The 20,200-nt window shown below is 38.1% G+C and carries 17 protein-coding genes and 1 pseudogene; 7 read left to right on the forward strand and 11 right to left on the reverse strand.

Annotation, left to right across the window (positions count from 1 at the left end):
- Positions 1 to 363 precede the first annotated feature (363 nt).
- The 9 genes from BW139_RS17415 to BW139_RS17455 form a co-directional block, all read right to left on the reverse strand.
- On the reverse strand, positions 364 to 666 hold the full coding sequence (locus BW139_RS17415; RefSeq protein ID WP_008467353.1) for a hypothetical protein: 303 nt from the start codon (positions 664 to 666) through the stop codon (positions 364 to 366).
- Between the two features lie 42 nt (positions 667 to 708).
- On the reverse strand, positions 709 to 1,086 hold the full coding sequence (locus BW139_RS17420) for a diacylglycerol kinase (RefSeq protein WP_008467350.1): 378 nt from the start codon (positions 1,084 to 1,086) through the stop codon (positions 709 to 711).
- Positions 1,076 to 1,807 (reverse strand): phosphatase PAP2 family protein, encoded by a 732-nt coding sequence (locus BW139_RS17425; protein ID WP_002962876.1) that lies wholly within the window; start codon positions 1,805 to 1,807, stop codon positions 1,076 to 1,078. The genes BW139_RS17420 and BW139_RS17425 overlap by 11 nt, the downstream gene beginning before the upstream one ends.
- Positions 1,794 to 2,696, reverse strand: a complete 903-nt coding sequence (locus BW139_RS17430) for a cation diffusion facilitator family transporter (RefSeq protein WP_002962881.1) — start codon at positions 2,694 to 2,696, stop codon at positions 1,794 to 1,796. Before BW139_RS17430 ends, BW139_RS17425 begins: the two co-directional genes overlap by 14 nt.
- Positions 2,697 to 4,313: a phosphoethanolamine transferase gene (locus tag BW139_RS17435; protein ID WP_229816631.1), complete on the reverse strand. Its 1,617-nt coding sequence runs from the start codon at positions 4,311 to 4,313 to the stop codon at positions 2,697 to 2,699. It lies immediately after the preceding gene.
- Between the two features lie 196 nt (positions 4,314 to 4,509).
- Positions 4,510 to 7,710, reverse strand: coding sequence for an efflux RND transporter permease subunit (locus tag BW139_RS17440; protein ID WP_076920499.1), 3,201 nt, complete (start codon positions 7,708 to 7,710; stop codon positions 4,510 to 4,512).
- 12 nt (positions 7,711 to 7,722) lie between these two features.
- Entirely contained in the window at positions 7,723 to 9,069 is a 1,347-nt protein-coding gene (locus BW139_RS17445) for an efflux RND transporter periplasmic adaptor subunit (protein WP_008467342.1), read from the reverse strand.
- A gap of 62 nt (positions 9,070 to 9,131) precedes the next feature.
- The gene (locus BW139_RS17450) at positions 9,132 to 10,370 is read right to left on the reverse strand and encodes a TolC family protein (RefSeq protein WP_024603421.1); all 1,239 of its coding nucleotides are present in this window, start codon (positions 10,368 to 10,370) and stop codon (positions 9,132 to 9,134) included.
- 104 nt (positions 10,371 to 10,474) lie between these two features.
- Positions 10,475 to 10,822: a hypothetical protein gene (locus tag BW139_RS17455; RefSeq protein ID WP_010554760.1), complete on the reverse strand. Its 348-nt coding sequence runs from the start codon at positions 10,820 to 10,822 to the stop codon at positions 10,475 to 10,477.
- Positions 10,823 to 10,991: 169 nt separating this feature from the next.
- On the opposite strand from BW139_RS17455, the pseudogene BW139_RS17460 reads away from it, so the two are divergent.
- A pseudogene (locus tag BW139_RS17460) lies at positions 10,992 to 11,402 on the forward strand (ISAs1 family transposase); the annotation flags it as partial.
- Between the two features lie 32 nt (positions 11,403 to 11,434).
- On the opposite strand, the gene BW139_RS17465 reads toward BW139_RS17460, so the two are convergent.
- Positions 11,435 to 12,058 carry a recombinase family protein gene (locus BW139_RS17465; RefSeq protein ID WP_008467336.1) on the reverse strand — a complete coding sequence of 208 codons (624 nt, stop codon included), beginning with the start codon at positions 12,056 to 12,058 and terminating at the stop codon, positions 11,435 to 11,437.
- Positions 12,059 to 12,327: 269 nt separating this feature from the next.
- Here BW139_RS17465 and merR point away from each other — a divergent pair, with 269 nt between their 5' ends.
- The 6 genes from merR (at position 12,328) to BW139_RS17495 (ending at position 16,079) form a co-directional block, all read left to right on the forward strand.
- The gene (gene merR / locus BW139_RS17470; RefSeq protein WP_008110844.1) at positions 12,328 to 12,780 is read left to right on the forward strand and encodes an Hg(II)-responsive transcriptional regulator; all 453 of its coding nucleotides are present in this window, start codon (positions 12,328 to 12,330) and stop codon (positions 12,778 to 12,780) included.
- Positions 12,781 to 12,970: 190 nt separating this feature from the next.
- Positions 12,971 to 13,318: a mercuric transporter MerT family protein gene (locus tag BW139_RS17475; protein ID WP_016899520.1), complete on the forward strand. Its 348-nt coding sequence runs from the start codon at positions 12,971 to 12,973 to the stop codon at positions 13,316 to 13,318.
- A gap of 46 nt (positions 13,319 to 13,364) precedes the next feature.
- The gene (gene merP, locus BW139_RS17480; RefSeq protein WP_008110847.1) at positions 13,365 to 13,649 is read left to right on the forward strand and encodes a mercury resistance system periplasmic binding protein MerP; all 285 of its coding nucleotides are present in this window, start codon (positions 13,365 to 13,367) and stop codon (positions 13,647 to 13,649) included.
- Positions 13,649 to 14,068, forward strand: coding sequence for an organomercurial transporter MerC (merC, locus tag BW139_RS17485; RefSeq protein ID WP_008467331.1), 420 nt, complete (start codon positions 13,649 to 13,651; stop codon positions 14,066 to 14,068). The genes merP and merC overlap by 1 nt, the downstream gene beginning before the upstream one ends.
- A gap of 20 nt (positions 14,069 to 14,088) precedes the next feature.
- A complete protein-coding gene (gene merA / locus BW139_RS17490) occupies positions 14,089 to 15,528 on the forward strand; it encodes a mercury(II) reductase (protein ID WP_008467329.1) in 1,440 nt (479 codons plus the stop codon).
- A gap of 113 nt (positions 15,529 to 15,641) precedes the next feature.
- Positions 15,642 to 16,079 carry a MerR family transcriptional regulator gene (locus BW139_RS17495; protein ID WP_008110853.1) on the forward strand — a complete coding sequence of 146 codons (438 nt, stop codon included), beginning with the start codon at positions 15,642 to 15,644 and terminating at the stop codon, positions 16,077 to 16,079.
- A 169-nt stretch (positions 16,080 to 16,248) separates the two neighbouring features.
- On the opposite strand, the gene BW139_RS17500 is transcribed toward BW139_RS17495, so the two are convergent.
- Positions 16,249 to 19,248, reverse strand: coding sequence for a Tn3 family transposase (locus BW139_RS17500; protein WP_076915769.1), 3,000 nt, complete (start codon positions 19,246 to 19,248; stop codon positions 16,249 to 16,251).
- Between the last annotated feature and the right edge of the window lie 952 nt (positions 19,249 to 20,200).

Genomic DNA, 20,200 nt, shown 5'->3' on the forward strand with positions numbered 1-20,200 from the left:
AATGGTCTAATCCCATTTAATTACATCTGTGCTTGCCTTGATGAACTGTGCCAGCCTGAGCCCGATATCGACAGCTTGTTACCCTGGAATTTTAAAACATAGGTGTAGTTCGCTAGACGCTCACGTTATATCTTTGCATGTACGCAACATATTTTTGGTGTTAGGGGTTATATCTTTGCATGTACGCAACATATTTTTGGTGTTGAGAGCTTGTACCTTTGTATGTACATAACATATTCTTGGTGTTTTATTTATTTGTAGGGCTATATTCGTCGTATTTTATGGGAAGTTATTAAAAATAGGTCTACATTACATATTTTTGGTGTTATTGAGAGCACATACCAAAAATATGTAATATGCTTTTTAATATGGAATATCTAAATTATCTATAGTCAGTTTATTCGCAATATCTATTTCTTCTTTGCTGGATGCTTGTTCTGCGCGGTTATTACGCCTTTCAATCAAGGTTGTAGCTATTTTATTAGATAGCTTCTCATTACCAGTGTAATTGTATGCAGAAAGTAACAGTTTAAGTTCTGCAGTTGATAATTTTTTACCATTGCCTTCAGACTTTAATTGCTGCCTTTTAAGCTCTAGCTTTTTAATAGTTGTAATAGCATCGCGTTCATTAAATTCCTCAATATTGCCTTTTGTTATCCAACTCATAAGGAATTTGATAGCTATATACATTCTAATAACATTTACACTTCATAAGCTCAAGTGCTGAATAAATACACCAGCCCATATTAAAGTTGCGATGATAACGCTCACCATCACAGCCAAAGAGCCTAAGTCTTTCGCTAAACCTGACAGCGGATGAATTTCCGCGCCAATTCTATCGACTACTGCCTCAATAGCGGTATTGAAGATTTCTGCCAACAATACGAATAATAAAGCGCACCAAAGAAACACGTACTCAAAAAGTGAAAATGGAAAGAATAAACAGCCCACAACGAGAAGAACTGACAGCCAGAATTCTTGTTTAAACGCTGCTTCATTTGCTATCAGCCATTTAAACGCTCTGAGTGAATGCCCCGCTGCTAGGTATATTCGTTTTATTCCCGTCGGCTTTTGCTTAGTACCCATTGATTGGCTCCTGTTGGCTATTCTTAGCATTAGGTTTGGAATTAGGAAAGTGTAAGGTACGAAACACTACCGCGGCTATCAAACAAATGATTAACCATGACAACGTCATCGTTGTTAGTGTGTGACTTAAAAAATGGTCACCTATCGCCATCTTATAACTCCCCATAATCCAGCCAGTAGAAACAGCAAACGCTATCGCAATACATTGGTATTTCGGACGATAAAACAAAAAGAATAATGACATTAAGGCAAAACCACCGCTGGCATGACCCGCAGGAAAGCACTTGTACTTTTTAGTTGACTCAAACGATTCAGGCATTAATTCAAACGCCTTAACATAAGGGACATCGCCGCCATATAGTTCAAGCTGCGCAGGACAAGCACCATTGGTTGTTGCTTTTAAACCGCCGATGACTGACGGCACTAACATCAAAGAGAAAATAACCACTAATAATCGCTTTTGAAAGTGCTTAGAGTACTTGCGTCTACAAGCGATAACGTAAAAAGCAATGAGCGACAGTGCCAACAAAATAATGCTGTATTTAGGCAACAAGTAAAAAATAAAACGATAAGGCTCTTCATATTTATCAATTAACCACGTTTGGTTGGATGCATTGAATAACAAATTTTGAAGCCAAATATCGCTATTTGTTGTTTCAAATAAAAAAGCAATAAGCGTTAATGCATACATTGAATAAAGCAGGTGTTTACTCAAGTTCAAAACAATTCTCCATTTGCAAGGTGTTCCCTACTACCACTTCTATGGTCGAGTGGTGAATACCGTATTGAGCTGCGAGCAAATCTTTAATTGGCTTAAGATCTTGGAATTGTTCCATCGTTTTTAAGTTAACACTGGTTTCTAAATACACTTCGCTATCATCTAATTGCCACACATGAATGTGTCTTACTTTTTCAACATTCTCCATTGATTCGATATCCTTACAAATCTTATCGATATCGATATCAACGGGGACCGCTTGCATTAAAATACGAATACTTTGCTTAGCTAAAATAATACCGTGGTACACCACATAAACCGAGATAAGTATGGTTGCCAATAAATCGACAACATACCATTGATATAAAATGATCAAACTACCCGCAACAATGACAACGACAGAAGCAAAGGCATCAGATAAATTATGAATAAATGCCGCTCTGAGATTCAAGTTATTCTTCGCGCCTGCTTGATAAGTCAACCACGCGGTTATGGAATCAATCACTAAGGCTATTGTCGCAATCCAAACAACAATCCAACCATCAATAGGTTGAGGGTTAAAGTACTTCTCAACTGCGGCATAAATGAGATATATACCAAGAATAATAAGGGTAGTACTGTTGATTAATGCCCCGATAATTTCAGCCCGTTTAAAACCAAAAGTCATTTGGCTATTAGCGGGTTTTCTTGCAATTTTTCTCGCAACAATCGCAATAACGATAGCGCCTGCATCACTGAGGTTATGAAGCGCATCAGCAATCAAGGATAAACTACCTGATAAAACCCCGCCGATAACTTGGGCCACAGTAAGTAAAATATTGATAAATACTGCCATGCTTAATTTTCCGTCATGGTTATGTGCATGGCTGTGCGTATGGTTATTATTTGACATTTACTCTTCCTCTTGCATAACAAATAGTGGTGATGGCGCTTTTTCAGGCAATGACATATCTGTGCTGATATTTAACGCATGTAGTAAAGAAAAAGAAAAAGCATCGTGAGAACTTTCTTTTTTACTTTGTTTGACCGTACTTTCCATATCAACGTGTGATGAAGAGCCGAACCAAGCAATTAAAGGTACATGAGTCTGTTCTTCAGGCGCCAGCATGTAAGGCATACCATGTAAGTAGAGTCCGTTCTTACCTAACGATTCACCATGATCGCCAATATAAAACATGGCAGTTTCAAAGTTGGTATTGTTCTCTTCTAATAAATTAATGGTTTCATTGATAAAGTAATCGGTATAGAGAATGGCATTATCATACGCATTAACAATTTCGCTAGTTTCACAGGCGGAGAGTTCGCTTGTTTGACAGGCAGGAGTGAACTTCTCAAAGTCTTTGGGGTATCGTTTGTAATATGCCGGGCCGTGGTTGCCCATTTGATGAAGCACTATGAGTACACTACCTTCTTGATCATCAATATACCCCTGTAAACCGTCTAACATACCAATGTCACGACACTCTATATCGCACACTGAATTTAGCTCAGGTGATTTGAAATTTTGGTATTCGACACGATCTGCGACGCCTTTTGAACTAGAGTTATTGTCTCGCCAAAGGACACTTACCCCGGCTTTGGAAATAACATCTAATACGTTTTGTGTTCGCCGTGCTTTTTTATTATCAAATGACTCTCGGTTATCGAATGAAAACATACAAGGGACCGAAATCGCGGTTGATGTGCCACAAGCATAGAATTTATCAAAACTAATTAAATCATCTCTTTGAGCTAATAATGGTGTAGTTTCTCGTTTATAGCCATTTATAGAAAGATTACCCGCATGGACAGTTTCACCGACAATGACAATGTAGAGTTTTTTATGCGACTCTTTATCAATATCATTGGCAGAGTTTACTACCATTAAAAATTCGTTATTTTCTTGCTGTTCAAGCACGTCCTTGAGGAAAAATCCCGTAGAGTAAATGGGATAGATAGGATTTAAGTAAAATCTTAATGGCTTGTGTTCTCTAAAGAAATTAGTGAATTGAGCACTAAAAATATAAAGTGAAACAGTAATTACACCAAGTGCCATGATGGTATTACTTATTTGTAGCCAACAGTTTTTTGTCCATGACGATTTATCTATTTTGACCATAAAAAGGCAAGCTATAGGTACTATGGCTAACAACAAAACAGTTAAAAAATACTCAAATGACAGTAAGTCAGTTGCTTCATCGATATTCGTTTCAGCAATGTTTTGAATCATTACATTATCAATGATGGTGCCAAAGCTATCGGTATAATAACCAGCCATGGCAGATAAGAGTAAAAGACTGCTCAGTACTATTCGAACGGGAATGATAATACTGAAAAATGACACAATAATGGTTAATACACTCATTACCACAAGAGTCAGCGCGATAATAAAACCTTGATTATCTTGCCACGGGTATACCGAATTAACTTGTTCAAAAAATGTAGAATTGCCCGTCACTATAATAAATAGCACGGTGGCGATAATAAGGAGGTTTGGCGAATAATTGAAAAACGACAGCTTTTTCATCATTATTCCCTAAATTTAGGATGCAAAAATTCGAAGCTAATAAAAGCCTACTATTGAATCTCTGCATCGAGTGAAAATGACTGGCTAAGCCCTGCTTTTGACAAGAGCTTAGCTAGTAGCGATTTATAGTGCTATCAAATTAGTTACTTACTTTATTAATTTGTAAGTTAATGAGTAAGTCACTAAGTTATCTAGCGCGTTAGTCTCTAAGATCTTTGATTTTGGCTTTTGAGAACCAAGCATATAAAACCGGTAACACAAACAAGGTGAGTAACGTTGCAGTAACCAAACCGCCAACAATAACACTCGCCAGTGGTCGTTGAATTTCAGCGCCAACTCCATTGGACATCAGCATTGGAATTAAACCTAACGCAGAAGTAATGGCGGTCATTAATACTGGACGTAAACGAGATACTGCCCCATCAAAAACAGCTTTTGAGGTGTCTATACCATCTTTTACCAGCTGGTTAATGCTTTCTACCATGACTACACCATTAAGCACGGCGACACCAAACAAAGTGATAAAGCCGACTGAACTTGGCACTGACAAGTATTGACCTGAAATATACAGTGAGAAAATACCACCTATAACGGCCAAGGGTACATTCACTAAAATAAGCATCGCTTGACCAACAGAGCCAAAGGCGAAATAAAGTAGCAAGGCAATTAGTGCCAATGATAGAGGCACTACCACTGATAGTCGCTGCTGCGCACGTTGTTGGTTTTCAAATTGACCACCAATCACTACAGAATAACCTGCAGGTAAATCTACTTTGCTATCAATAACTGCACGAATGTCGCTAACAACACTTCCCATGTCTCGACCTTGAACATTGGCTTGAATTACCACGCGTCGCTGTACATCATCACGTCGCACTTGTGGTGGGCCAGATTCAAAACTGACGGTAGCAATATCGCCTAAACGTACCCAAGCACCCGTAGGTGATTGTATTCTCAGATCTGCAATAGCTTCTTGGTTATCACGGTATTTTTCTTCAATGCGAACATAAATATCATAACGTTCATTACCATTGATTATTTGGCCAGCGCTAACGCCACCGATACCGTTTTTAACCACTTCCATGACATCGCCAACTGACAAACCAAAACGTGACAATTGCTGTCTTTTCGGTTTAATCACTAACTGTGCTTCACCAGCGATTTGCTCTAAGGCTACATCTCTTGCGCCATCAATTTGTTTGATTGCCGCTTCAATTTCTTGACCTTTGCTCGCCAACATATCTAATTCTGGTCCAAACAATTTAATGGCAAGTTGCGCTTTAACTCCTGACAGTAATTCATCTACACGAGTCGCTATGGGCTGTGAAAAGTTAAGTAATAACCCTGGGAATTGCTCAAGTTTCTCTTCCATTAAACCTTGTAATTCAACGCGATTTTTGGCACTTGTCCATTCTGAAACAGGTTTTAAGCCAATGTAAATTTCGATGTTATTAACTGGTTCAGGATCACCGCCGATTTCAGCACGTCCAATTCGACTTAGGGTATATTCAACTTCGGGGAACTCCATTAACTTTTCTTCAAGAATTGGAGCAACCGACAAGGCTGTTTCTAAACTTGCTGATGGCGCTAATGTTGCTCTTAGGTTAATGGTACCCTCTTCTAATTCTGGTACAAATTCAGTCCCTATTTGAGGTATTAAAGATGCTGCACCCACAAGTAACAATAATGAAGCAATAATAACTACTTTCGTGTGTTTCATCGCGGCTTTGAGGCCTTTTCGATAAAGCTTATCTAATGGTTTTAAGACAAAACTTTCTCTTTCTTTAACGCCTTTATTAAACATAAAGGTTGCTAAGGCTGGAACCACAAACAGTGCCACTAAAATAGCCGAAATAACCGCTAAAATAATACTGATAGCCATCGGCTGGAACAATTTAGCTTCCACTCCTTCAAAGCTAAATAACGGTGTAAATACCACTAAAATAATAGAGGCAGCAAAAAATACCGGGCGTGCAACTTCTTTTCCTGCTTCTTTTAATCGTAGAGGAATGCCTTCTTTATCATGTTCTACATCGTGGGGATCAGCATCTGTGCCTAACGTTCTCGCTTGCGCATTTTTGTAATGTGTTGAATCAGGTCTATTAAGGTGTTTGAACATGTTTTCAACCATCACAACAGAGCCATCAACCAACATACCAATAGCAACAGCGATACCACCTAACGACATTAAGTTTGCCGATAAACCTATCCAAGACATCACCATTAAGGCGATAGCGATTGAAATAGGAATTGAAATTAACACTAAAAAGGTTGCGCGTAAGTTCATTAAAAACAGAGCAAGTACGATAGCGATAAATATAAATGCCAGCGCTAATGCTTGCACTACAGTATCAACTGCTTTAGTAATTAAATCTGCCTGATCGTAGAAAGGTTCAAAACGTACGCCTTCAGGTAGTGCTTGGTTGATCATTGGAATACGTGCACTTATACCGTCGATTGTCGCTTTAGTATTTGCGCCCATACGTTTCAATACGATACCTGAAACCACTTCACCTAAGTTTTCAATGTTACCCTGTGCATCTCTGCGCGTCATAGTAACTGCGCCTTGGCGTATTTCACTACCCAGCGAAACCTTGGCTACATCTTCGATAGTCACCACAGTACCATCAACCGTTTTAACCGGTACTTGTCTAATATCAGCTAAACCTGCTTCGCCACTATTAAACCAACCTGTGCCACGAATAACTAATTGCTCTTGTCCACGGTTCATGTACCAACCGCCAACATTGGCATTGTTGTTATCGAGTGCAGTAACAATATCGTCTTGCGTTAACTCATATGATAATAATTTACTTGGCTCAATGTTGACTTGATACTGTCTGACGTTGCCGCCAAAAGATAAGACGTCGGTAACACCATCTACCGGCATAACCAATAACTTTACTATCCAATCGTTCAAGCTCCTTAAGGTCATAGAATCATAACCAGAATCTTTATCTGCAATTAACAAATACTGAAAAACTTGACCCAAACCTGAGGTGTTAGGTCCCATTGCTGGTGTGCCCACGCCTTGCGGAATTAACTCTTTTGCCGCTTGTAAACGCTCAAATACTAACTGGCGAGCAAAGTAGATGTCTGTGCCTTCTTTAAAGACAACAGTAACACCCGATAAACCCGTTTTTGAAATAGAGCGTACTTGCTCTACATCAGGCAACGCATACATTACTGCTTCAATGGGATAGGTTATTAACTGCTCTACTTCTTCAGCGGCTAAGCCCGGTGCTTCAGTATTAACCGCTACCTGAACATTGGTTACATCAGGAAAAGCATCTAAATTTAGTTTTGGGATCACCATAACAGAGCCTGCCATAGTAGCAATTAGGGCGATAATTACTAAGAGTCGATTATTGATCGACCAATCAATCATTTTATTAAACATAATCTTATTCCCCTAGTGGCCGTGCGGATCAAATCCGCCTTTTGCTATTTCTGACGCAACAAAAAAGGCACCTTTTGTTACCAAACGGGTATTAGGCTCAATACCGATAATTTGACGGTAATTGCCTAATGGCTGACCTAATTCAACTTCAACGGCTTTAAATTCACCAGAATGGTCTTCAACAAATACCGTCCAATCACCATCGGCACCACGCATTAATGCTGTTTCTGGTACTGCCATTACAGGGCTTTGCGTATCAAACTGAAAATTTACATTAACAAACATGCCTGAATGCAAACTGTCATCAGTATTTTCAACCGACAGTCTAACGATTCGGGTACGCGTACTTGGATCAATGGTATGTGCTTCTTGAATGACCTTGGCAACATGCACTTGCCCGGCAAACTCAACTTTTGCAATGGTGCCAATAGGAAGACTTAATTTTTTATTTGGCGAAACACGCGCTTCAACCCATAAGTCTTTTTCATCAGCCAATACCATGATTTTTTCACCGGCAGGCACACGTTGTCCTTGAGAGAAATCATCACTTAAAACCACACCAGAGCGCTGAGCGACTAAGGTATATTCACCAAGATTTGATGAGTTGTTTTTTACAATATCTTTAATGGCTGCTTTGGTTAAACCAAAGGCAGTTAATCGACCATAAGCTGAAATGTAATCTGTTTCACTGGCTAATAGGCGGCTTTCACTGACGGTGCCAAGGCCCAATTTTTTAGTTCGTTGCCACTCACTGTAAGCAACACGATATTGTGCTTGTGCTTCGGCCATTGATTCACTAAATAAGGTAACTAAAGACTGACCCTTAGTCACATGTTCACCTAAAATAGCATGACGACTGATCACTACCGATTCAGTACGTGAAGAGACAATGTAACTGGTATAACCGTTCGCTTTTATTTCTCCTGGTGCATAGATACTTTTAGCAAAAATTGCCGGCTTTAAGTTAGTCACTTTGATATTGGCGAGTGCCATTTTTTCTGGACTAAAACTTATGCCTTCTTCATGTTCTTCTTCAGCTGTTTCTTTACTCGCTGTTTCACTACCATGGTCATGACCGTCATCAGATTTCTCCTCCGCAGCATGGTCGTCTTTGCTTTCATCACTACCATGTTCATGACCACTTTCGTCATGCACTTCTTCACTTTCAGAGTCATGATCATGGTCAGTTTTTAATACGATGGATTGCTCTACTGCTGGCGTTTTTTCTAGAGCGGCATCGTTATATGATAATGCCGTAGTTGACACGACAGCTAAGCCAGTAAATAAACTACTTAGGGTAATGAGTTTTATTTTTTTCACTATTTTATGAGATGTTTTATCAGTTATTTTATTTTTCATTTTTAATTCCAAATTCTGTAACAATTCACGCTCATCAAGCCGCGTAAAGTGATATAATAGGTTTAGTTTAATAGCTTAGTTGCCGCATTTAATTGGCCTACATCGAGTAGCCATTGCACTTCGCTTATTTTGAACTGGGCTTGTAATTCAATGCCCGCGTATAAACCTTCCGCTCTTTGTTGTAATGCCAATAAATAATCCGAGGTATTTAAATCACCTACTTGCCATTGTTTTTGCAATAACTGCGCGCTGTGTTCGCCGCGTCCTTGCATTAACTGTTGCCAACGGCCAAGGTATTTTTTATTAGAGATTAGTGAGGCAGTACTTGCCTGTATCAAATACTTTTGCTTACGCATTACTGAACGAAAATTTGCTTCTGCGGCGATAGCTTGTTGGTTTTGTGCTTTGGCATTAGCTTGGTAATCATTACGAATATTTAACGGCATAGAAAAAGTAACTCCGACAACATTATCGACATCATTTTTTCCGGCACTAATTCCAATGGTAGGATCGGCTTTGGTTTCAAGCATGGCATATTGAGCTTTACTTTTTTGCATTTGCCACAGTGCTTGAGAGGCTAATACTTGCGGGTGCTGCGTTAACCACTGCTCAGCTACTTGAAAGTTTGTAACGCCTAAGCCCTGCTCTGGATATGCTTGTGTATCAGGACGCCAATCAGGCAACAACTCATTAACCTTGGCTTGAGCTTGTGTTAACTGTGCTTGTATTTGGGCCGTTTTATTAAGCATTTGCGACAAATTCAAGAAAGTTAACTCAGCATCAACCTGACCAAGATCGCCAGCTTTCTGCCTTTTAGTTACAATTTTAAGCAAGGTTTCTAACTGTTGCTCTTGTTCAAAAGCAAGTGACGACTTATCCATGGCAAGTTGCCAATTAATAAGTGCTTTTAAGGCTTGTGCTTTTTTCTGCTCTATCGCATAAGTGAATTGTTTACTGGCCGCCGTTAATATTTTATCGCCGATAGCAGCATTAACAGCCTGCTTATCCCACAAGTCAATCGTTTGGCTAATACCAATATTGTAATTATTTCCGTCACCTTCACGCTCGTAACCTGTCGATAGTTCTGGGTTGTAAAGTGGTAACTTACTGCCCTGTGCTTTGGAAAATTCAGCATTCATGAGTTCACGTGCTGAGACAATATCAGGGTGTTTATTGATTTGCCGATCGAGCCAGTCACTCGATAGCGTTGGCTTAGCAAAAGCGAAGCTACTAACAGATAAACTTGCTGAAAAGCCGATAAATAATGCGATTCCAGCAGATTTTGCTGAGAAAAATTTCATAATAATCTCTTAATTTAATAATAAAATGCCGCAACTAAACCAACTAGGCTACATTAAGCGCTAGTTAAGAATAAATTTGTTACGAATATAGCTTTAAAACTAAATTAAACGATTGGGGGGCGTATAGGTTCTTCAGTGAATATTTTATCTACATGATCAGCATAAAAATATTGATTTGTAATAATAAGTTTAGGGGTCTGTAGTGTAGATTTATTACTGGCAACCCACTGTGTGTGAGTGCCTTGACAGTGACCACAATGATGGCAATCTTTAATATTATGTTCAGTGTCAGATGATTCATCGAAAAGTTCAATATCATCACTATCATGGGAATGTTCTGTTTGAATATGTAGAGAGTCAATCTGATGACTTTCATTTGAATTAGCCACAGAAGCAAACGACTGCAATGCAATCGATAGTACTACTAACAAACTAATCCAAGTATTTTTCATTTTTACTCTAACATCAAAATTTTAAAAAACATGGTAGTCAAGAAACCCACTCAAGTCAATCAAATTAAGTAGTTTATACAGGACAATCCACGGCAAGATCATTATAAATTGAACTTCTAGAACAAGTAGCGATCAGATCAAGGCATTATAATCACCTTGGTCACTTAATATGAGCGCTACTTTTCTGAAACACTTTGATTCAATTACCGATCCTCGCATTGAACGCTGTAAAAAGCATGAACTTATCGATATTCTCCTCTTAGCCATTAGTGCTGTACTCTCCGGCGCAGAAGGATGGGAGGATATTGAAGATTTTGGGCATCTAAAACTTGATTGGTTAAAAAAATATGGCGCTTTCAAAGAGGGTATCCCAAGACACGACACCATTGCCCGTGTCATTTGTCGGTTAAAATCAGATGAAATAGAGCATTCATTTCAATCTTGGATATCATCACTTATTGAAACCACTGGTGCTGATATCATTGCCATTGATGGAAAAACAGCACGTCGTTCATTTACAACCAAAGATAGAAAAAGTGCCTTACATACCGTCAGCGCATGGAGCTGCCAACACCAATTAGGGGTTTTGCGCCCATCCCCTCGAAATTAACCTTAGTCTAAATTTTTAAGCTTTTTTCTAACTCTAATTACCGTACTTCGACTAACTCCAACTGCTTCAGCCGTTTTATTAATACTAAATCCAGCTTCAGTAAACGAGGCAATCCTATCATGAGCCTCTAAATCAGGCTGACGACCGTGATAAAGTCCCTTTTGCTGTGCTTTTACAATACCTTCTTTTTGCTTACGTTCACGTTCTCGATATTCTTTATATGCACTGGCCGCTAATATTTCTAACAGCATATTATTAATAGCACTAAGTATTGATCTCATAAAATCATCACTTGGAAAACTGCCAAATGTTAAATGACTGGTTGGTAGATCTAAACTAACAACACTAATTCCTTTTTCATTTATTGAGGCTACAAGAGTTTTCCAATCATCAGGGCTTAGCCTTGTTAAACGATCGATTGATTCAACTAACAAAACATCACCGGACTCTGATTCATCCAATAAACGAATTAGCTCTGGTCTATCTAAAGAATTACCAGATTTATTTTCTATATAAAAAGAAGCAATTCGTTTGCTGAAGCCAGAAACGAATTTTTTTAATGAGCTTTTTGCTCTATTTGCATCTTGCTCAGAAGTTGATGCTCGTAAATATGCTCTTATGAACATTTTTGCCTAATTAGGTCTATTTAGATGGTGTCATATCATATAGGTTTATTTAAGTGGTGTCATTACGTAATTGCCTGTGATATATTAACAGTATCTTTAGGGTGTACTCATGTAGAACTGCATGTAATAACACTAATTTGGACTTTGATAATGAAAAAGGATAAACCATACATTGTTGTGGTTTAATATTGTTGTAACAACGGTAACTTTACTTATTTAATAGAAGAAAAAACAAAATCAATTAGCGATGTTTAAACTGGTATTCATTGATGGTCACTTTAATTAGATATAAAGTAAGTAAACAAAAAGTCAGTAAGGTAATTGATAACGTGTCTAAACGAACCATAAGTATGTTGGCTAAAGAACTGAGTGTAAATGTCGAAACAATTCGCTTTTATGAACGCAAAGGCTTAATTAAACAACCACCAAAGCCTATGCAGGGCTATAGACATTACCCGAAAGAAACGGTAAATAGAATACATTTTATCAAGCGTTCTCAAGAATTAGGTTTTACGCTAAATGAGATTGAAGGGTTACTTGCGTTAAACGATAGCCCATGTAGTAAAGTACAAGAATTAGCTAATAAAAAACTGATCGCAGTACAAAAAAAGATGGCTGACTTGTTGTTGTTAGAACACGCTTTGGAAGAACATTTAGGACAATGCCAAAATAATGATGACGATAGCCACTGCCCAATAATTGATTCGTTGCAACCGAAGTAAATGATTCACTTAACTACCATTTCCCACTAAAACAGCATATCCAATTTTACTTCTGCGCCTTAATTCAAGTTAGCTTATTCCCCGTATCTGTCGTAGCAGATTATCAAAGATAAATTTTTTATAAATCACCCTTGACTCCGTACTTAGGTACATGCAATACACTTGCATTATCACTTAATGAGGTATCTATATGAATCAAAAAGAATCAAACCTTCCAATGATAGGAGGCATCATAGCAGCATTAGGCGCAGGCGTATGCTGTGTAGGTCCTTTGCTCCTGTTATTACTTGGGGTAAGTGGCTCATGGATTGGTAATTTAACTGCATTTGAACCCTATAGGCCATTATTTATCGCATTTGTAGTGTTGTTGTTTGGTTACTCAGGTTGGAAAATTTACCGTCCTGTAGAAGAGTGTGAGCCGGGAACGGCCTGTGCAATTCCTAAGAAACAGCAACAACGAAAAGTCATTTTCTGGCTGAGCGCTATAGTTGCGACAATTTTAGTGACCAGTAATTATTGGATACTTTTGTTTGCTTAATATACAGATCAAGAAATTTATAACATTTTAAAATTTGGAGCTAATTATGAAAAAATTATTATTAACCGCACTGCTTTCACTTTCTAGTTTTGGTGCTTTTGCTGAAGTAAAAACAGTTACACTGGAAGTGCCAACGATGAACTGTGCGACATGTCCAATCACAGTTAAAAAGTCATTAGAAAATGTTGATGGCGTTGAAAATGCGAAAGTTACCTACAAGCCTAAGCTAGCTGTTGTTTCTTTTGATGACACTAAAACCAACATCAATGCATTAATTGCAGCGACTACCAACGCTGGCTACCCTTCAAATTTAAAAAGTGAAAATAAGTAATGTTTAGCCCCTTAGAACTAGTTACGCGTATCGGAGATAAAGCAGGCTCTATAGGTGCACTTGTTTCGGCAATGGGATGCGCCATGTGTTTTCCCGCGATAGCTAGTCTTGGTGCGGCAATTGGGATGGGATTTCTTAGTCAGTGGGAAGGGGTATTTATCAATACGTTGTTACCACTGTTTGCAGTATTAGCGCTGGCAATGAATATCTTAGGCTGGTTTAGCCATCGTCAATGGCACCGTAGTTTTATCGGTTCAATTGGCCCCATTTTGGTTTTACTCTCTTTATACCCTTGGTTCCAGTACGGGTGGAGTTCATACGTTACTTATACGGGGCTAGGACTAATGGTTGCTGTATCAATTTGGGACATGGTTTCTCCTGCGAATAAACGCTGTGATGATGAAACTTGTACCGCTTAACTTTTTAAGAGGAATAAAATATGTCAACGAATAGTTGTTGCTCGTCAAATGACATCCAGCCAGAACAATTACATGTAGCCATTATTGGTAGTGGTTCAGGGGCCTTTGCCAGTGCGATTAAAGCAGCAGAAGGCGGAGCAAGAGTTACTATCATTGAAGGAGCCGATGTAATCGGAGGTTGCTGTGTAAATGTCGGCTGTGTTCCTTCAAAAATATTGATCCGTGCTGCGCAATTAGCGCATCAGCAACGTACTAACCCGTTTGATGGTTTAGAAAATATTCAGCCACAACTTAGCCGCTCCTTATTAGCACATCAGCAAAACGCTCGCGTCGAAGAACTACGCGATGCTAAATATCAACGTATTTTAGAGAGTAATCCCGCGCTATCTTTACTTAAAGGTTATGCACGTTTTAAAAATCAAAATACCTTGCTAGTTCACAAGTCTGATGGTAGTGAAGAAGAGCTGGTTGCAGATCGCATTTTAATTGCAACAGGCTCTACACCAAGCATTCCGCCAATTAAGGGTTTAGTTGATACACCTTATTGGACATCAACAGAAGCCTTATTTGCAGAAGAGTTACCGAGTAGTCTAGTTGTCATCGGCTCCTCCGTTGTTGCTCTGGAAATTGCGCAAGCTTATGCCCGTTTAGGTAGCCGTGTGACAATTCTAGCCAGACATACCCTTTTATATGCTGAAGATCCGTTATTAGGTGAAAAACTGGCAGAGTGCTTTGAAAAAGAAGGTATTAGGGTACTTAATAATACGCAAGCAAGTCATGTTTCTTATGATAGCAATGGTTTTTCATTGGAAACTAACGAAGGAACATTAATCGCTGAAAAATTGCTTATCTCTACGGGTCGCCATGCAAATACTGGAAAGCTTGGTTTAGAAAATGTTGGTGTTGAAACAGATAAAAGTGGTGCCATTGTTGTTAATAGTATGATGGAAACATCAACAGCTAACATTTATGCCGCTGGAGATTGCTCCAATATGCCACAATTTGTTTATGTTGCTGCTGCTGCCGGAAGTAGGGCTGGAATTAATATGACAGGTGGAAATGCGCAACTCGACTTATCTACCATGCCTGCTGTTATATTCACCGACCCACAAGTTGCTACGGTAGGTCTAACCGAAGTACAAGCTTCAGCGGTAGGAATAAATACGATAAGTCGTGTACTTGATATGGAAAACGTACCAAGAGCTTTAGCAAATTTTGAAACGGATGGTTTTATCAAGTTGGTAGCTGAAGAATCCACGGGAAAACTGATAGGCGCACAAATTTTAGCCCATGAAGGCGGAGAACTGATTCAAAGTGCGGCTCTTGCTATTCATAATAAAATGACAGTCGAAGAATTGGCAGGTCAACTATTTCCGTATTTGACGATGGTTGAAGGATTGAAGTTATGCGCTCAAACCTTTAGCAAAGACGTTAAAGAGCTATCTTGCTGCGCAGGGTAATCATTTAACGGTAATGTACTTACAGAAATGTTAATGGAGTGCCAATTGATTGAATGTAATCAAGATATCTTAAGGCATTCCATTAACAACACAAATTGGAAGCATGCTAAATCATGATTAAATCTAAGGTTGAAAACATTCCTGTTGGTGAAGTCAGTTTTTTGACAGAGATACCTGACATCAATAAGTTCATTAGTAGTGATGATGATGCGTTGGATTTTCCTTTGAGTATTTCTCAACTGGCACTAGCTGCACAAACATCTGTCCATACGGTAAGAAATTATGTTCTTGAGAACTTAGTACACTGCGAAGAAAAAACTAAGTCAGGCCATTCACTTTACGGCTTATGTGCATTAAAGAGATTAAAGTTCATTCGAGCAGCAAGGGCGGCAGGTCTTCTTGTAGTTGATATCAAGCCATTACTAATGGCAATAGATGCAGGAGAAAGAAAAGTTCCTGAAGACATCCAAAAGCTGCTACTTACTAAAATCGAGCATAGAAAAGTATTTTTAAATCTAGTAACAAACCAAATTGAAGAGTTTTGCAATTAGAACAATTATAGAACAGTTCATGGCTCGACTAAAAACTTGTTAGCTTATCTGTTTTCTATCAATGTTAGCTTGTATATATCAAGCATATAGAATATCAACACCTCCAATTTTTAATGGCACTTTGATGCGCAGTACCTTTTGAATTAGAAATACAAACAGATGGCATTCTTTAACTTATTGATTCTACATCACTAAGTAAACCAGCTAAGTCGATTTCTTTGCGGTCTTTATTAAAGGCATATTCCCCATTTAGATTAATGTGTTGCCAAGCAACAGGTGAAAGCCGAGAAATAACATCAACCACATCTTGCCTACCGTTCCTCTCTTGGATTTGTAAAAATGCCGATAGTAACGCGGAATTATAATAAATAATGCAATTTGAAATGAGTCGAGCACAATCGTTCCATTGTGATACTTGGTAATCATTCCCCCCACGAAATTTATTGCCATTAACTGAAGTAATAGCACGTTTTAACTGATGGTATGCTTCACCTCTGTTCAAGGCTTGCTGGACGTAATGACGCAACGTTGAATTATCAACATACTCCAAAACATAAATAGATTTAATTAAACGGTCGTACTCATGCAATGCTGACAATCTTCGGCTCTTGCCGTTACTCAACTTTCTAATGATTGTGCTTTGAGTGGTGGTTTTACGACTCAATGAACAAACAATATGCTGAATATTGTCCCATTCTTCAGCAATTAGCTTATGATTAATATCTTTCTTTAATTGAATACGGCCTCCGTTCTCTTCAGTCACTTCAAATAGCTCAAAAAACACCTTTTTCATTTTCGCGTATCGAGGGGCGAATGTGTAACCAAAGAAATCTAATATAGCGAAGTTAACATTATTGGTACCATGCGTATCGGTCGATAAGGTATTAGGCTGTATATCTGAAGAGTTGTTATAGAGTAAGTCAAAAGCAAAGTGACCTTCATATTCGTTAGCGCCAATGACTTGCGTACTCACCGGAACATGATTAGAAACCAATGTTAATGCTGAAACACCTTTACCTTTGGAGAAGTACTTAGACGAATACCGAGCCTTAAACGTATTTATGCGACACTCAAATTTTTGACCATCAATGCTTGAAAACAACTGATTATCGTCCACATGGTAATAGGCAAATATTGGCAACGTGGCTATAGCATTAGAAACCTGATCATTAGACGTTTTGAGTGTTTCATATCTGACATAACTATCATCTACACTGCGTAATTTACCCATTGAACGGTCAGAGATATTCGCCATTTTATATAGGCCGTAATTGGTGCCGTTTGCCAATATACAGGCGATCAGATCTTCTTTATTTACTGGTGATTTTTCTTTAGTTGCTGATATGTGTGTAAATGAATTTAAGTAACCTGTCTTTTGATCAACAAACAACATGAGTTCAACGATACCCATGTGTTGAATTTGATTGTAGAGCGGGTTTTCAATTGTTTGTTGCCAACGGCTGTTAGGAATTGACCACTTGAGTTCGGCTTTGCCAGGAATAAACTCAACATACTTATTATCACCACTAAAGATATGCTCGCTTGCTTCCTTCAGCTTAACTTCTAATTGTTGGCTCTTATCTGCGAGTGTTTGGTTAATCGGTGTTGCCAGCTTATCAAGGCCAGTGTTTTCAATGATTGTCTCTTTTTGCTGCCATTCTTTAGGTTGTATAAGATCTGACGTTAAACTACGGTTATTAACGCTTTCTTTCACCGTTAAGCTATTACTGTGAAATAATTGTTCGGCTTTACGATAAAGGAAATACTCAAATCGATTAGCAATTAATTTGGTATTTTCTCCCTCTAAATACTCTCGGTCATGTTTAGGTACCACATCGATGTTAATGGTTTGGATAGCCTTTAATTCACTAAGTTCAGAATGTGCCATAACATACTGCTCATGGAGTTCATCCTTTAAATGAATGAACTCAATATCGATAGACATAAATAATGAGCGGATAAGTTTTTTAATTTTACTGGATTGTTTATCAATAAATTGCCATTCGTACTGACGGCCATCAAAGTCGTTATTATCTAAGTGATCACTTAACAGTTTAATACTGTCAGCAGGGATCAATTCAAAGGCTTTTTTACGTACATCACCAAAGCTTAAATCATCGTCCATATCGGTATCGATGAAGTACTTTAATAAACTACCAGCGGATTTTAATTTGGTTCTTACAATGGTTACATCTTCAACAATACGCTGCTTTGCATAGCCTTTAGCTGATTCGGTTAACTTCCTTACCAAGTAAATAAATGCAGCAACAAGATTGTCGTTAGTCTCTCGGTACCTGAAGAACAAGTAACAAACGAGATATAAAATAGTTTGGCTATCTGCGTGTTTTCTAAGCTTATAAACGGACTTGTGCTTTACCAGTGAAGCATAGTATTCAAGATTTTTAGGTGATAGCTCCAGTTCAGCAATCAGTGACTTAATTTCTGGATAAAGCGAGCGTATAATTTTATGCGTCTTCAGCTCTTGGGTGATTTGGCTCGTTGAAAAGTCCTTAGCCATTTTCTTTAACTTGGCTAAGTCAGTAAAGGTATTATTTGACTCAAGTAATTTAAGTAATGTTTTTCTGGTACCTGAAGACAAACTATCAAGCAGCACCATTTCAATTCGGTTACGCTCATTTGATAATACCGTAGAAATAGTGTCTTGCAGCGTTGTATAACCAGCTAGCGCTATTCTGTTTTGACCAAAATAAGCAATACATTCATCAAAAACATACCTTGGTTCAAGGTTGATTTTTACAACATCGTTAAGCCTTTTTAATAGCGGCTCTTTATCTAACTTGCTTTGGTATGCTGTAAACCCTGTATATTTTAATAACTTATTAATCAGCTTAGTTTTTGTTGTTGGTGATAAATCCTCAAGAGACATATCTTTATCGCTGAAATACTTGGATCTTACATAATCTAAATCATTACTGACTTGAGTAAATGAGAAATTAAATACTATTGGCCGTGACCTAAAGTAACCAAGCAGTAAGATAAAATACACTCTGGTTTCAATACGTCTTAATTCGTTGACGAGCCTTTGAGTTTCACTATCTAACGAAAAATAATCATCACGATCTTTACGGTTAAAATTGGGTAAGGCATAGAGTTCGTTGATTTCTGATTCGCTGAGAATTTGTATACGCTTGGTGTTTGATGAAGAAATAGTGGTAAGCCTTTCTTGTTATTTTTAATCAGCATACCTTAATCAATGAGGTTAATGTTTACCAGTCAACTGCTTAACATTACCATAAAGCCGATTTAAGCGACTAAAGTGGTAAACTTTTCATAAGATAGTTTACCACTGTGTATTATTACTTAAGAATACTAATGCCGATTTCGAGGGGATGGGCTAAATAATACAAACTGTGTTATTCAAGGGGTGAAGTCCAATGGTACGAAAAGTTACTCTAAGCGTGAAAATTCAAGCTAAGGTTAATTTCGAGGGGATGGGCGCAAAACCCCTACATGACTATGCAAGCGATTAGATTAGCACTATTCAAAAAAGCAGCTAGTTATAAAATTAAATGTATGCTTTGTAGAATTAGAGAGAAATACGAACTTTATGGTTAACAGCAGCTCAAAGCTAAGCCACAGAGTATTTAGGTTAACTCATTTTGGGGCAAAGGTGAGTTATATTGATAAATCGTCGATGGACATAAATGAGTTAGAGCCGAAGGACGGCTCTGTGCCATGAGCGGACATTGGTAATGCCTCTCAATGAGGCCAAAATTAGTTAAAAATAAGTAACAAAGAAGCAAAATACTACTTAGATGGCTTGTTATGAAACTAAGCACGTATGTTTATAGTTTTTTAACTCAACTACAGATTTATTGTACTCAAAGTATGATTCTGCCAAATTTTCCATATCGCTTTTTTTCTGAACGTCCGAAAACTTCGAGATGAAAACTAACAAATTATAATAGTGGCTATTGTCTAGTTTTGTAAGCAATCGAATTAATTCAGGATCTAAATGTGATATGAAAGAAAATGAATCGCCCCGAGTTCATCGGAGACCAGTTTGTTTAAGTCAGGCCACTTTACCTGACTCGTTTAAATTATCATAGTAGTCTGTTTCATATTGAGCTGGTGAAATATACCCAATTGAAGATAATAAG

Source organism: Pseudoalteromonas sp. SK18, from assembly GCF_001974855.1.
Taxonomy (GTDB): domain Bacteria; phylum Pseudomonadota; class Gammaproteobacteria; order Enterobacterales; family Alteromonadaceae; genus Pseudoalteromonas.

Excerpts from the sequence above, each read along its gene's own strand:
- BW139_RS17415 (WP_008467353.1), bottom strand. The coding sequence starts at position 666 with ATGAGTTGGATAACAAAAGGCAATATTGAGGAATTTAATGAACGCGAT.
- BW139_RS17420 (WP_008467350.1), bottom strand. The coding sequence starts at position 1,086 with ATGGGTACTAAGCAAAAGCCGACGGGAATAAAACGAATATACCTAGCA.
- BW139_RS17430 (WP_002962881.1), bottom strand. The coding sequence starts at position 2,696 with ATGTCAAATAATAACCATACGCACAGCCATGCACATAACCATGACGGA.
- BW139_RS17435 (WP_229816631.1), bottom strand. The coding sequence starts at position 4,313 with ATGATGAAAAAGCTGTCGTTTTTCAATTATTCGCCAAACCTCCTTATT.
- BW139_RS17440 (WP_076920499.1), bottom strand. The coding sequence starts at position 7,710 with ATGTTTAATAAAATGATTGATTGGTCGATCAATAATCGACTCTTAGTA.
- BW139_RS17445 (WP_008467342.1), bottom strand. The coding sequence starts at position 9,069 with ATGAAAAATAAAATAACTGATAAAACATCTCATAAAATAGTGAAAAAA.
- BW139_RS17450 (WP_024603421.1), bottom strand. The coding sequence starts at position 10,370 with ATGAAATTTTTCTCAGCAAAATCTGCTGGAATCGCATTATTTATCGGC.
- BW139_RS17455 (WP_010554760.1), bottom strand. The coding sequence starts at position 10,822 with ATGAAAAATACTTGGATTAGTTTGTTAGTAGTACTATCGATTGCATTG.
- BW139_RS17465 (WP_008467336.1), bottom strand. The coding sequence starts at position 12,058 with ATGTTCATAAGAGCATATTTACGAGCATCAACTTCTGAGCAAGATGCA.
- merR (WP_008110844.1), top strand. The coding sequence starts at position 12,328 with ATGGTCACTTTAATTAGATATAAAGTAAGTAAACAAAAAGTCAGTAAG.
- BW139_RS17475 (WP_016899520.1), top strand. The coding sequence starts at position 12,971 with ATGAATCAAAAAGAATCAAACCTTCCAATGATAGGAGGCATCATAGCA.
- merP (WP_008110847.1), top strand. The coding sequence starts at position 13,365 with ATGAAAAAATTATTATTAACCGCACTGCTTTCACTTTCTAGTTTTGGT.
- merC (WP_008467331.1), top strand. The coding sequence starts at position 13,649 with ATGTTTAGCCCCTTAGAACTAGTTACGCGTATCGGAGATAAAGCAGGC.
- merA (WP_008467329.1), top strand. The coding sequence starts at position 14,089 with ATGTCAACGAATAGTTGTTGCTCGTCAAATGACATCCAGCCAGAACAA.
- BW139_RS17495 (WP_008110853.1), top strand. The coding sequence starts at position 15,642 with ATGATTAAATCTAAGGTTGAAAACATTCCTGTTGGTGAAGTCAGTTTT.